At 60.4% G+C, this 12,755-nt stretch carries 10 protein-coding genes, 1 tRNA gene and 1 pseudogene; 8 read left to right on the forward strand and 4 right to left on the reverse strand.

Annotated elements, in window-relative coordinates:
* Positions 1-296 precede the first annotated feature (296 nt).
* Positions 297-1,046, reverse strand: coding sequence for an SIMPL domain-containing protein (locus MOV61_RS22845; RefSeq protein ID WP_247138214.1), 750 nt, complete (start codon positions 1,044-1,046; stop codon positions 297-299).
* 242 nt (positions 1,047-1,288) lie between these two features.
* Here MOV61_RS22845 and MOV61_RS22850 point away from each other — a divergent pair.
* Together MOV61_RS22850 and MOV61_RS22855 are read left to right on the forward strand one after the other, a co-directional pair.
* Positions 1,289-1,364, forward strand: a tRNA-Ile gene (locus MOV61_RS22850).
* A 77-nt stretch (positions 1,365-1,441) separates the two neighbouring features.
* Positions 1,442-2,023 carry a DUF6538 domain-containing protein gene (locus tag MOV61_RS22855; RefSeq protein WP_247138215.1) on the forward strand — a complete coding sequence of 194 codons (582 nt, stop codon included), beginning with the start codon at positions 1,442-1,444 and terminating at the stop codon, positions 2,021-2,023.
* Between the two features lie 145 nt (positions 2,024-2,168).
* Here the strand turns inward: MOV61_RS22855 and MOV61_RS30505 are convergent, their stop codons facing one another.
* Genes MOV61_RS30505 through MOV61_RS22870 form a run of 3 tightly spaced genes read right to left on the reverse strand, consistent with a single transcriptional unit; the run spans position 2,169 to position 5,844 of the window.
* Positions 2,169-3,683, reverse strand: a complete 1,515-nt coding sequence (locus tag MOV61_RS30505; protein ID WP_247138216.1) for a restriction endonuclease — start codon at positions 3,681-3,683, stop codon at positions 2,169-2,171.
* Entirely contained in the window at positions 3,662-4,747 is a 1,086-nt protein-coding gene (locus MOV61_RS22865) for a DNA cytosine methyltransferase (RefSeq protein ID WP_247138217.1), read from the reverse strand. The genes MOV61_RS30505 and MOV61_RS22865 overlap by 22 nt, the downstream gene beginning before the upstream one ends.
* Positions 4,744-5,844 (reverse strand): DNA cytosine methyltransferase, encoded by a 1,101-nt coding sequence (locus MOV61_RS22870; protein WP_247138218.1) that lies wholly within the window; start codon positions 5,842-5,844, stop codon positions 4,744-4,746. The genes MOV61_RS22865 and MOV61_RS22870 overlap by 4 nt, the downstream gene beginning before the upstream one ends.
* A gap of 619 nt (positions 5,845-6,463) precedes the next feature.
* On the opposite strand from MOV61_RS22870, the gene MOV61_RS22875 reads away from it, so the two are divergent.
* The 6 genes and pseudogenes from MOV61_RS22875 to MOV61_RS22900 form a co-directional block, all read left to right on the forward strand.
* On the forward strand, positions 6,464-6,778 hold the full coding sequence (locus MOV61_RS22875) for a helix-turn-helix domain-containing protein (RefSeq protein ID WP_247138219.1): 315 nt from the start codon (positions 6,464-6,466) through the stop codon (positions 6,776-6,778).
* Positions 6,775-8,790, forward strand: coding sequence for a hydrogenase 4 subunit B (hyfB, locus tag MOV61_RS22880; RefSeq protein WP_247138220.1), 2,016 nt, complete (start codon positions 6,775-6,777; stop codon positions 8,788-8,790). The genes MOV61_RS22875 and hyfB overlap by 4 nt, the downstream gene beginning before the upstream one ends.
* Positions 8,781-9,737, forward strand: coding sequence for a respiratory chain complex I subunit 1 family protein (locus MOV61_RS22885; protein ID WP_247138221.1), 957 nt, complete (start codon positions 8,781-8,783; stop codon positions 9,735-9,737). Before hyfB ends, MOV61_RS22885 begins: the two co-directional genes overlap by 10 nt.
* Positions 9,737-10,405, forward strand: coding sequence for a hydrogenase-4 component E (locus MOV61_RS22890; RefSeq protein ID WP_247138222.1), 669 nt, complete (start codon positions 9,737-9,739; stop codon positions 10,403-10,405). The genes MOV61_RS22885 and MOV61_RS22890 overlap by 1 nt, the downstream gene beginning before the upstream one ends.
* Positions 10,402-11,862 (forward strand): hydrogenase 4 subunit F, encoded by a 1,461-nt coding sequence (locus MOV61_RS22895; RefSeq protein ID WP_247138223.1) that lies wholly within the window; start codon positions 10,402-10,404, stop codon positions 11,860-11,862. The genes MOV61_RS22890 and MOV61_RS22895 overlap by 4 nt, the downstream gene beginning before the upstream one ends.
* Before the next feature lie 13 nt (positions 11,863-11,875).
* Positions 11,876-12,755: pseudogene (locus tag MOV61_RS22900) on the forward strand (NADH-quinone oxidoreductase subunit C); the annotation flags it as partial.

Raw genomic sequence — 12,755 nt, forward strand, 5'->3', positions numbered from 1 at the left:
CAAGGGCCTGCGCCGTGCCCGCGTCGTGGATGCCGGCCGCCGCGTCGTGGTCGTCGCCGGCTTCGGTTATCGGGGTCCGGAGCGCATTCTGTTCGCCAACGAGCGCGGCTGCCCGGTCATCCGCCGCTAGGCTTTAACCCAAAGAGCCCTTCCGTCTCCATCGCCCGTTGACGGAGGACAAGCGCCCCCACCAGGTCTGACGATCTGGTGGGGGCGTTTTATTTTTCGCCTTATCTGCCGGACGGGGGCGGGCGCCATTGCGGGAGGGCGCCCGGCTGCTCTTCAACAACCCGTCATTATTGCTCGAGAGCAAAGGTGACGTTGACGGTCACCGTATAGGTGTTTTCGCCGCCGGCGACCGGAACTGCCTCGGCGGCCATGTCCTTGGCCATCGCCATACGCATCATCGGCTGGGGCGCGGGGCGCATGGAATTCTCGCTGATTTCCAGGATCCGTCCGAGCTTGACGCCGGCCGCTTCCGTCAGCGTCTTTGCCTTGGCGAGCGCCTCGGCGACCGCCTTCTTGCGGGCCTCCGTCATCGTGTCGTCCGGCTTGTCGTTGGTGAAGGTGATCTGACCGCCCTGGTTGACGCCGAGCTTCACCGAACGGTCGATTAGGCCGCCGAGCTTCTCGAGATCGCGGACCTTGAGGGTCAAGGTGTTGGAGACCTCATAACCGATGACCTGCGGCGGCTGCATGACGCCGTTCTTCGCCTCGGGCTGGCGGTATTGCGGGTAGATCGAGAAATTGCTGGTCTGGATATCGCGATCGGCGATGCCGTCGCTTTTCAGCGCCGACAGCACATCCTTCATGGCGGCGCTGCTGGCCGAAAGTGCGGCCTGCGCCGTCTGGCCATTGCGAACCACCGCAAGCGTCAGGATGGCCATGTCGGGCGCCACGGAGGCCTGACCTTCGCCGAGTACATTGATGACCGGTTCGCGGGGACGGACATCCTGGGCAAAACCCTGACCCGCAGAAGAAATGGCGATCGCACCGGCAAATGTGGCTGCAAGGACGATACGTGACGACGAAAGCGCAGCGCGCATGGATGTTCTCCCCGATCTGTCCGGGCGGAAGGGACGTTTCTCCCTCGACCTGCCCGTCATGTTCCATCTACCCCGCGAACAGATCCAACCGGGAATCGGCTCGGCATATTCGCGCCAGACGAGCCTACCTGCCGGTTGATTGTGAAGCTATTGCGGCAACGGCTTGTGGCTTCCGATGAATTACGTTAGAGCGAACCTCCGGGTGAGGGCGGACCATTGCGCCCCACTTCTGCCGGATCGGCGGGCCTGTAGCTCAATGGTTAGAGCCGGCGGCTCATAACCGCTTGGTTGGGGGTTCGAGTCCCTCCGGGCCCACCATTTTGCCTAAAAAGGCTGGTAACACAGCCACTTAGATAACGGACTTTCCTTGGGGAGACATCCAAGGGGAACATTGTTTGTTCAATCCGGTATATCTCGTGAAGTCGCGATGCGGTGTATTCTATCTGCGTTGGCCTTTACCAAAGCAGCTACATCCACAGAAAAAAGCATCCACACTCAAGCTTTCTCTACAGACCCGTGACCCACGAAAAGCATTGCGCTTATCCCGTTCCCTGAGCCAGATAGGCGAACGATGGAGTGGGTATGGAATTGCATACGGGATGCGGTACGAGGAACTGAGAAGCGTACTGACTGAGCATTTTCGCCAGTTGTTGAACGAAGCTAAGACAGAGATGGACGATACTGGACCTCTGAGCGAGCTGGACAGACAGACTTACGAGACCAGCAAGCGTGTCGCCAAGCAAGCAAGGAAAACAGATACTCCGCTCTCCCTCGTCAAATCCGACGATGATCTTTTGGCCCGTTTCATCGAGAAATACGACCTAGACATACAGGAAGGCAGTTCGGAATACGGTTGGTTGGACCGGGAAATGAAGCTGTCCTTGCCTACGATAAGTCATTGCAGCGTTATGATTTCGAAAGCGGCCCAGCGTCACCTACTGGTGATATACTGCAGTCCACGAAAACTGCCGGTATGAGCATTCGCCGGGCGTACAATAAAGTGAGACATGGCGTCTCATTGACCCCCTGGAGTCACTGGTTTGAAACGCCTTTGATCTCAGCAGACGCTTCTGTTTGCTTCCACGCGGAACTGAGCAGGTTTTTCCACCGAGAAGTGAGCCACTACCCCACTTCTTCAATCTGAACGCCGCGTTGCGGTGCCTTCCATTCAAGGATGTCGCGTGCCCGCTGCTCGAACTGACGGAACAGTCCAGCGACGCCTTCTTCAAGATAGATGGCAAGGCCATCCCGGTCGATAAGTATCGCTTGCTGACCGCTGGTCTCAGCAAGTTGTCTTGCGTGCAAGTGAACAGTCGAAGTGAATACGCCTGTCGTGATGATTAGAATGACCTGAGCTCGGTAGATCACGGCCATGCCGATTTCCTTTGCCAAGGCCGAAACGCTCACTTTGGGCATGTTCTTGCACTGAACCATCCATCGGTGGAAATGCGTATCAACCCCCTCCGCGATCAGATCCACCTCAGCACCGTCGTTCTCCGCACCGCGCTCACGGAACGCTACGGGAGTGAGACCAAGTTCGTAAAGAATACGCACAGCAAGCGTCTCAAGCGCGAGGCCTTTGACACCCGTATCAACACTCTTGAGCTCATCCATGATCTGACCGATCGGCCGCTGTAGGTGACTGCGTACCTCTCCGGGAATGCCCGCAAGATTTGCTAAGCCTAGATAGGCGGGATCTACCGACGCCAGTTGCTCGGTGGCCCGAACGGTTCCAGATCCGCCGCCCCTTCCACGCCCTTGGCTTCGCCCACCGGCAGTTTCTGAGTGCGTTAGCCAACCATCACTCACTAGCGGATTGATAATGGCTCTGCGTAGATCATCTGTACGCTTGAATACGCTCGGATGAGTGGCCTGACAGACGGCGCGAAGATCCTTAACGAAAACATCGCGCATACCATTCACATCGAAGTCCCGGCGCAGCGCGGCAGCAAAGACCTTCTGCCGGCTTGTGAGCTCAATCGCCTTGTTGGCGTCGTCGATAGACATACCAACCAGAGACTTGAGGACATCTTCATTTATGGAATAGCCAGATGTTGGGAGCACATCCGCTTTGCGCAACCAGGACAGATATAACAGATGGTTCTTTGAACTCGTTGAAATGGGAGTTCCTGCCTTAGTGACAAATCCGTGCCGGTTTAGCTCTTCAAGGAGCGAGGTCTTGTTGATGGTACGACCACTCGAAGCCATCGATCGCATAATGCGAAGGATCTCAACACCATGCAGTTCCATCAGGATGTGCTTGGCGAACAAACGATTGGCTTCCGCTTCCGATAGCGCAGAAAGAAGTTCCTCTCCGATTATTGTAAGCTTTTCGGTCTCCTCGTTGTAGACTTTGAAGCTGTCCATACCGATCAAGACATTGCTAGCAAGCTGGCGCTGCTGCGTCTGCCGGCCTTTGGCATCAGGCTGTTTCGCGGCCGCATCCGAGAAATAATACGCCCTAATGGCCTCGACCTGGGCTTCCCGCCCGGACGCATCCTTCACAAGCTTCAGTACCACTGGCAATGAGATCGGATTACCGACGGGAGCGCCGGGACTAAATTCGTTCGCAATCGGCAGAACGAGCGACTTGTCGTTTTCTCCGTCCATCAATTCTAAGCTACCTTGGCCGTCCACGTATCAGCGCTCCGAAGCTGTGTAGCAATAGCTCGGCCGATCGCTTCCGCTAGGATTGGCGGAACTGCGTTGCCTAGCTGACGCCACTTCTTGTTAACATCGCCAAAGAGGCGGAAGTCGTCAGGAAACGATTGCAGCCGCTTCACTTCCTCGATCCTGAGTACACGATTGCGCCAATGGAGCGGGCCCATGTTATTCGTGCGCTTGGCTTGTATCGTCCAGGATGGAAGATCGGGGCTAAGCTTCAGCAGATAAGTCCAATACCGCGAACGCCATTTGAATTGCGGGTTCGGATAGCCGCGTTCAGCCGTGAAATATAGATAGTTCTCACCGGGTGGCAATTCTTCTAGGAGGTGCTTGAACCGGCCGCCAGCGGTGTGTCCCCAGGTGTCGGCCGCTTCCTCTGTGTCAATGTCGTTCAATACATCTCCGGCGGTCACCCAAGGCGCTAGACCCGTTTCTGCAGGCTCTTTAGCATGCGACGGCGCTGGGAACTCGAAGGGCTTACCGCCAAGAAGGCCGACCACAAAGCATCGTTCGCGCATCTGCGGGACCCCGTAGTTGGCGGCATTTACTACGGTCCAATTGACCGAGTAGCCAAGTGATTCTGCCTCTTTTATGACCGAGTCCAGCGCAGCGCGGTGGCCACGATAGGTGAGGCCCTTCACGTTCTCAATCAGGAAGGCAAGCGGTCTGACAATCCGGATCGCGGCCAGCACTGCGCGAAAACTTCCCGCTCCGGCAGGATCCGCGAAGCCTTTAGGAAGATCAGTGCGCCAGAAGCGTGACTTCGAAAACGGAGGACACGGCGGACCAGCAGCCAATAGCGCAACGGGACGCTTGAACTGCTCAAACCACCGCTGCATGTCGCTCTCGGGCCAATTTACAATATCTTCACAACGAACATCAGCCATAGGGAAGTTCGCCTTGAAGCTCGCAACACAATCCTTGTCCATATCGACTGCGGCCAAGGTCGTGAAACCGGAGCGTTCGAGACCATAGTCAAGACCTCCGCAACCACTGAACATAGAGATTGAGCTTAGCGCTGCTACGCGAGCGGTCATGCGATGGCCTCAAGCACTTTTGTAATAACGGCTGCGGCCATTTTGGGTGGAACAGCATTGCCAATCTGCCGGACGCGCTCGCGCCGGCTTCCTGCGAAGCGATACCCGTCGGGGAAACTCTGGATAGCGGCCAGTTCAGGTGTTCGCAACCGGCGCGTCTCCCAATGGAACGGACCTGTCCAAGGTCCCGGCGATGCAGCTACGGTCCAGGACAACTTCTCAGGATGCAGTTTAAGCAGGAAGTTCCAGAAACGGCTTTCCGCCTCAAAGGTAGGATTGGGATGGCCCGCCCAAGCAGTATGGGCCTTATAGTTCCAGCCTGGGGGCACATCGGCAAGATGATCGGCCCAGCGACCCGATACAACCTCCTCGCGCTCAAAAAACTCCTCGCCAGAATAGGCGGCAATCGCGTCGCCGACACTAACAAAGGGCTTAAGAAAGATTGACGGTTCCTCAGCGTGGGTAACCTCGGGTATCGCCGGCGTCTGCGAGCGGCTTCCAAGGATAAACACCCGCTGGCGTTTCTGGGGAACCCCGAACTCCGCACTGTTACCCTTGAAGATCGAGATTTTCATGCCAGCATCCTTCATCGTTTCGATGAAGAACTCGACTGTCTTGCGATTACGAGGGTGGAAAATGCTGGCGACATTCTCAAGCACAAACCCATCAGCCCTTGCTTCGATGGTTAGACGCGCGAACTCGAGCAAAAGATTTCGGCGATCGTCAGGCCGTGGCTCCGTGATCGACGGTGGCCTCTGGTATACGGCGTCGTCACCACGGTAGAAGGCTAGGCGAAGCCGTAAGTCCTCCCCTGAATCTCTCCAGTATGCGTTTTTAGAAAATGGCTGACAGGGCGCGCCGCCGATTACCACGAGTGGGTCGGACGCGTTCAGCCCCGCCATTTGTCGCAATTGCTCGCCGGTAAGATCGAGAACACTGCCCTCATGCACCAGATGTCCGACATTAGCTTCGTTCATCCGTAGCGTTTCGCATGCCTTAGGGTCGATCTCCACTGAAAGGCGAAGATCCGCCCCCGCGATCCGACTTGCTATGCCAAATCCACCGGCACCAGCGAAAAGATCAACAATTGGTAGCACGGCAAAGCCCTTTAGAAATTCAAATTCATATTCTGATACCGGCCTAACACGAGCAGTCGTACGCGGGCACCTCGATGGACCCTATGCGATTCTCGTCAACAGCCGAAGCCCCGCCTCGTACTCTCTTGTACAGGTCCACCAGATAATATGTTCCCTATATGTTCACGTCAATCACTGTCTTTGCATTATCTGTGCTCGATTGGACAGAGATATTTAAGTCTGTTGCTCATACTGGCCGGATGTGCGACGGAAGACCTAGAAGGGAGACATCGTGTCCCCCTAGTCACCCCTAGAAGCCCGGTTTCTAGGGTCTTTAAGCGATGGTGGGCGCTCCCTCCGGGCCCACCAATTCTCTGTCTGTCTGACCGGAGACATAGGTAACAAAACGTACCTAAGACATGGGTGACAACCTCGTGCCGAACGGGTTGTCGATGGTTTGCAATGTCCTCTGCTCCAGGTCGATTTATCCCAGATCATGTCGTCGTCTGCCTGACGGGCACATAACCCGTCAACCCTCAAAGATGCGTCGTCACCCATCGAAATATTGATCTGAAACATCAGTAGGTATATTATAAACATCGAATATCCGGGTCTGCATAATAAAAGCGATGGTTGAATCGTGATTACTGCTGCTCAGATGCGCGCCGCGAGGGCTCTTCTCGGCATCGACCAGCGGAAGCTGGCGGAGCTGGCAGGGATTTCGGTGCCGACGATCCAGCGCATGGAAGCGAGCGCCGACGTGGTGCGGGGAAACGTCGATTCCCTGATGCGCCTGCTGGCGGCGCTCGACAGAGCCGGGATCGAGCTGATCGGCGAGAGGGCGGCCAGCGAAAATGGGGGGCGGGGGGTCCGGCTGAAGGCCGGAGCGGGACCTTCCGGAAACGAGAAGCCGGAACCATCCGGACGCACGCATGGAGCGAGGAGGCGCCCATGACGTCGGTACTTGTCATGCTGCTATGCGTTGCCGCGCTTCTGGCGACAGCGGCGCTCGCGGTTTTCATGGCCCGATCGAAGCAGGCAACGCCTGTCATCTACGGACTGAGCCTTTCCATTGCGGCTGTCGCCTTTGCAACCGGGTTGGTGCAGCTCGTCTCGCCGCCCGCCGAGGTTCCGATCCTCATGCTTCCCTTCAGCCTGCCCTGGCTCGGGGCGCATTTCAGGCTCGACCCGCTGGCCGCCTTCTTTCTTCTCGTCGTCGATCTGGGCGGTGCCTTCGCCAGTCTCTATGGCCTCGGTTACGGACGTCACGAACATGCGCCCCACAGGGTCCTGCCCTTCTTCCCTGCGTTCCTTGCCGGCATGAACCTTGTGATCCTGGCGGACGACGCATTCACTTTCCTGCTGTCCTGGGAATTCATGTCACTGGCCTCGTGGGCGCTGGTGATGGCGCATCACCGCGACGCCGAAAACCGCCGGGCGGGCTATCTCTACATCGTCATGGCGAGCTTCGGTACACTCGCCCTGCTGCTCGCCTTCGGCCTCATGGCCGGGCCTGACGGCGCCTATGGCTTCGCCGCCATGCGGGGCATGGATCACACTCCACTCGCGACCGGCCTCGTCCTTGTCCTGCTGCTGGTCGGCGCTGGTTCGAAGGCCGGTCTTGTGCCTCTGCATGTCTGGTTGCCGCTGGCACATCCGGCCGCACCCAGCCATGTCTCGGCCTTGATGAGCGGCGTCATGACCAAGGTTGCCGTCTACGGCTTCATCCGCGTCCTCTTCGATCTCGTCGGCACGCCGGCCTGGTGGTCGGGCCTCCTCGTCCTGCTAATCGGCAGCGGCACCGCTGTGCTCGGCATCCTGCATGCCCTGATGGAGCGGGATCTCAAGCGCATGCTCGCCTACAGCACGATCGAGAATATCGGCGTGGTCTTCGTCGGCCTCGGACTGGCGCTCGCGTTCAAGGACGCCGGCATGGAACTGGCGGCGGCGCTTGCCATGACCGCCGCGCTCTTCCACGTCCTCAACCATTCCTTCTTCAAGAGCCTCCTCTTCTTCGGTGCCGGTGCCGTCCTGACCCGGACGGGCGAGCGCGACATGGAAAAGCTCGGTGGCCTGATCCATCGCATGCCGGTCACCGCCTTTACTTTCCTGGTCGGCTGCATGGCGATTTCGGCGCTGCCGCCGTTCAACGGCTTTGCGTCGGAATGGCTGGCCTTCCAGGCGATCCTGCAAAGCCCCGATCTGCCCCAATGGGCGCTGACCATTCTCGTGCCGGCCGTCGGCGGATTGCTGGCCCTGTCGGCGGCGCTGGCGGCGGCCTGTTTCGTCAGGGCGTTCGGCATCGCTTTCCTCGGTCGGTCGAGAACCGACCCGGCCGCGAATGCCTCGGAAGCGGACCGCTTCTCGCTGGCGGCCATGTCCATTCTGGCGGCTCTGTGCCTGCTGGCCGGCATCCTGCCCGGGATCGTCATCGACGCCCTCGCGCCGGTCACGCAGCTTCTCGTCGGCGGCCGGATGCCGGTACAAACCGACATGCCGTGGCTGTCGATCGTGCCGGTCACGGAAAGCCGGAGTTCCTATAACGGCCTGCTCGTGTTCCTGTTCATCGGGTTCTCGGCCTGGCTCGCCGCCGGTCTCGTCCACCGTTTCGCTTCGCGTGCCCTTCGCCGGGCGCCGGCCTGGGACTGCGGCTTTCCGCAGATCGACGCCACGATGCAATATTCGGCCGGCAGCTTCGCCCAACCGGTCCGGCGGGTCTTCGGGACGCTGGTCTTCCGCGCCCGCGAGCGGGTCGACATGCCTCCGCCCGGTACGCTGAGCCCGGCACGCTTTGCATTGGAAACCCATGATCTCGTCTGGGAAGGTCTCTATCTGCCGATCGCCGGCGCTGTGGGTTACGTGGCCGAGAAGCTCAACTATCTGCAGTTCCTCACCATCCGGCGCTATCTGAGCCTCGTCTTCCTCGCGCTCGTCCTCCTGCTTCTGGTGCTGGCGTTATGGTCCTGATCCACGACCTTCTCGTCCAGATCGTCCAGATGGCGTTCGTCGTGGCGCTTGCGCCGCTGCTGACCGGCTTCGTCCGCAAGGCGAAGGCGCGGCTCCTGCGGCGACGGGGAGCATCGGTCATCCAGCCCTATCGCGACCTGTCGAGACTTCTGCGCAAGGAGGCGGTGGTGGCGGAAAACGCATCCTGGCTGTTCAGGATGGCGCCCTACCTTATCTTCGCGGCGACCTGGGTTGCCGCGGCGGTTATTCCCACCTTCGCGACAGGCCTCATCTTCAGCTGGACGGTCGATCTGATCGCCATCATCGGCCTTCTCGGCAGCGCCCGCTTTTTCCTGGCGCTCGCGGGCATGGATGTCGGCACCAGTTTCGGCGGGATCGGATCGAGCCGCGAAATGCTGATCGCCACGCTCGCCGAACCGGCGATGCTGCTGATCATCTTCGCGGTGGCACTCATTGCCGGTTCCACCCAGCTTTCGACGATCGCCGCCTTCATGACGTCCCCGCAAGTGGGATTGCGCGTTTCGCTGGCCGTGGCGCTGATCGCCATCATCATGGTCGCGATCGCCGAGAACGCGCGCATCCCGATTGACAATCCGGCGACCCATCTGGAACTCACCATGGTGCACGAGGCCATGGTGCTCGAATATTCCGGCCGCCATCTGGCGATGATCGAGCTCGCGGCCATGCTCAAGCTGCTGCTCTATCTCTCCATGATCGTCTGCATCTTCGTGCCCTGGAACATCAAGGGCCCGGAGGCGGGATATCCGGCCTACCTCGTCGGCTTTGCATCCTACGTCGTCAAGCTTGCGGTCGGCGGCGCGATGCTTGCGCTGTTCGAGACGGCGACGGCCAAGATGCGAGTCTTCCGGGTGCCGCAGTTCCTCGGCGCAGCGCTGATGCTCGGCCTGCTTGCCACGCTGCTCAGATTCGTATCGAGGAGCCTGTGATGCAGGGACCGGTCTATTTCGACATCGCCCACATGCTCGCTGGCGGCCTCGTCCTGGTCAGCATGATGATGCTCTACCAGGACCGGCTCTATGCGCTGCTCAACGTGTTCGCCCTGCATTCGCTGCTGCTCACCCTTTCGGTTGCCTGGCAGGCCTTCATCCAGGGCGCCCCACATCTCTATGTCACGGCGGCGATCGCGCTCGTCTTTAAGGTCGTCGTCATCCCGGTTGCGCTCCACCATATGATCCGCAAGCTCGGCATCCACCGGGAGATCGAGACAGTGGTCGGCATAGGCCTCACCATGCTGGCCGGCATCGGCCTCGTAGCGCTGTCGATCGTGGTGATGCTGCGGGTGACGCCCCAAGCCGACCCGCTGACCCGCGAGGACCTCGCCTTCGCGCTCTCCGTCCTGCTGCTCGGGCTGCTGATCATGGTGACGCGGCGCAATGCCGTCAGCCAGGTCGTCGGCTTCATGTCGCTCGAAAACGGACTGGTGCTCGCCGCGACCGGCGCCAAGGGCATGCCGCTGGTGGTGGAGATCAGCGTCGCCTTCTCGATCCTGATCGCCTTCATCGTCATCGGCGTCTTCCTGTTCCGCATCCGCGAGCGGTTCGACACCGTCGACGTCAGGGCGCTCGACGACGTTAGGGGAAGGCGGCGGAAATGAACGCATCCTCCCTCTTCACCTTCGATGCGGTCGCGGCCATTTTGGCGATCCCGGTCGTCGCGGCGGCGCTGCTCGCTCTCATGCCTGGCTACAAGGTGACGGCGCGCGTCAACGTGGCGGCCAGCCTGCTGACGCTCGTCGCCGCCCTTTGCCTGTTCGTCACCGAGCGGCCGGAGCCGGGCCGGTACCTGCTGGTCGACGACCTCAACATCGTCTTCATCGTTCTCAACACCTTCGTCGGCTTCACGACCAGCCTGTTCAGCGCCAGCTATATCGCCCACGAACTGGAGACCGGCCGGCTGACGCCGGCGAACCTGCGCTTCTACCACGCCATGTATCAGATCATGATGTTCGGCATGAACCTGGCGTTCGTCTCGAACAATATCGGCCTGATGTGGGTGGCCGTGGAACTGGCGACGCTGACCACCGTGCTGATGGTCGGCATCTATCGCACCCATGAGGCGCTGGAAGCGGCCTGGAAATACTTCATTCTGGGCAGCGTCGGTATCGCCTTCGCGCTGTTCGGCACCATTCTCGTCTATCTGGCAGCGCAGCCGGTGGTCGGAGAAGGGTACGACGCCATGGTCTGGACCCTTCTCGTCGAGCGGGTTGCTGACTTCGACCCGGCGCTGCTCAACGTCGCCTTCATCTTTCTGCTGCTCGGTTACGGCACCAAGGTCGGCCTCGCGCCGCTGCATGCCTGGCTGCCGGACGCGCATGCCGAGGGGCCGACGCCAATTTCCGCCGTGCTGTCGGGACTGCTCCTGAACGTCGCGCTTTATGCCGTGCTGCGCTTCAAGATCCTGCTCGCCGCCAGTCCGGAAGCGATCAGCCCCGGGCCGCTGATGATGACCATGGGGCTGGCGTCGCTGATCTTCGCGGCGTTCATGCTTTACCGGCGCCGCGATATCAAGCGTATGTTCGCCTATTCCTCGATCGAGCATATGGGCATCATCGTTTTCGCCTTCGGCCTCGGCGGCCCGCTCGCCAATTTCGCCGGGCTGCTGCATATGGTCATGCATTCGCTGACCAAATCGGCGATCTTCTTCGCCGTCGGCCACATCTCCCAGATCAAGGGAACCCAGCGGCTTTCGGCGATCCGCGGCCTCACCGAAACCCATCCGGTCCTCGGCTGGGGTCTGGTGATCAGCGTTGCAGCCATTGCCGGCCTGCCACCCATGGGCGTCTTCATGAGCGAGTTTCTGCTTGTCAGCTCCACCTTCGCGCGGCATCCCCTGCTGGCCGTGCCGCTGGTGTTCGGGCTGCTGGTGGCGTTCGGGGCCCTGTTGCTGCGGCTGACGGGCGTCGCCTTTGGCCAGCCGCGCGGCAGCCGGAAACCGGCCGATGCCTCTTATCTGCCGATGTATTCGCATCTCGTGCTGGTCCTGATCGCCGGCATCTATCTGCCGCCGCCGCTGGTCGCCTGGTTCCAGCATATCGCCAACCTGCTCCGATGAAGGACTGTTCGTCATGCCGGCCCTGATCGCCATCGCCCCGGAGAGCCGTCTGGTCCAGCACCATCGTCCATGGCCGCGCGCCGTCGCCAATGCTGCGGGCTGGATTGCGGTAACCGAGACCCTTGCAGACAGGCAAAGGACATTGCTCGGGCTCTGGGGAGAAGCGGATGCCGTGCACATGGCGGTGTTCGACGAGGCCGATGGCACCGTCGGCGTTATCAGCCTGGAAGGGCTTGAAGGCAACTATCCTTCGGTGGCTCGCCGTCATCCTCCCGCTCTTCGGCTGGAACGGGCGCTCCGGGATCTGACCGGCCTTGAACCGCAGGGCCTGCCCGACAGCCGGCCGTGGCTCGACCATGGCCGCTGGACCCTGCGTTTTCCGCTGGGTGAGAAGGCCATCAGGCCTGCGGAAGCTGTGCCTTACGAATTCCTGCCGGCGGAAGGCGAAAGCCTGCACCGGATCCCGGTCGGTCCGGTGCATGCCGGCATCATCGAGCCGGGGCATTTCCGCTTCACGGCCAATGGCGAGACGGTCGTCCGCCTCGAAGAGCGCCTCGGTTATGTCCACAAGGGCATAGAAGGCCTGATGACGGGGGCCGATCTAGGCAGGGCACTCCAGCTTGCCGGCCGGACCTCCGGCGACAGCACTGTCGCCTATGCCTATGCCTTCTCGCGGGCGGCCGAGGCAGCGCTCGGGCTCGACATCCCGCCGCGCGCAGTCTGGCTCCGGGTGCTGATGGCGGAGTTGGAACGGCTCGCCAACCATCTCGGCGATATCGGCGCCATCTGCAACGACGCCGCCTTCCCGCTGATGCTCGCCCATTGCGGCGCGCTGCGTGAGCGTGTGCTGAGGGTTGCCGATGCCGCTTTCGGCCATCGCCTGATGCGCGACT

Origin of the sequence: Neorhizobium sp. BETTINA12A, from assembly GCF_023006485.1 — a bacterium.
Taxonomy (GTDB): Bacteria; Pseudomonadota; Alphaproteobacteria; order Rhizobiales; family Rhizobiaceae; genus Neorhizobium.

Bases quoted from the DNA above. Each gene is read 5' to 3' on its own strand.
- MOV61_RS22890 (WP_247138222.1), top strand. From the start codon at position 9,737: ATGCAGGGACCGGTCTATTTCGACATCGCCCACATGCTCGCTGGCGGC.
- MOV61_RS22865 (WP_247138217.1), bottom strand. From the start codon at position 4,747: ATGACCGCTCGCGTAGCAGCGCTAAGCTCAATCTCTATGTTCAGTGGT.
- hyfB (WP_247138220.1), top strand. From the start codon at position 6,775: ATGACGTCGGTACTTGTCATGCTGCTATGCGTTGCCGCGCTTCTGGCG.
- MOV61_RS22885 (WP_247138221.1), top strand. From the start codon at position 8,781: ATGGTCCTGATCCACGACCTTCTCGTCCAGATCGTCCAGATGGCGTTC.
- MOV61_RS22845 (WP_247138214.1), bottom strand. From the start codon at position 1,046: ATGCGCGCTGCGCTTTCGTCGTCACGTATCGTCCTTGCAGCCACATTT.
- MOV61_RS22895 (WP_247138223.1), top strand. From the start codon at position 10,402: ATGAACGCATCCTCCCTCTTCACCTTCGATGCGGTCGCGGCCATTTTG.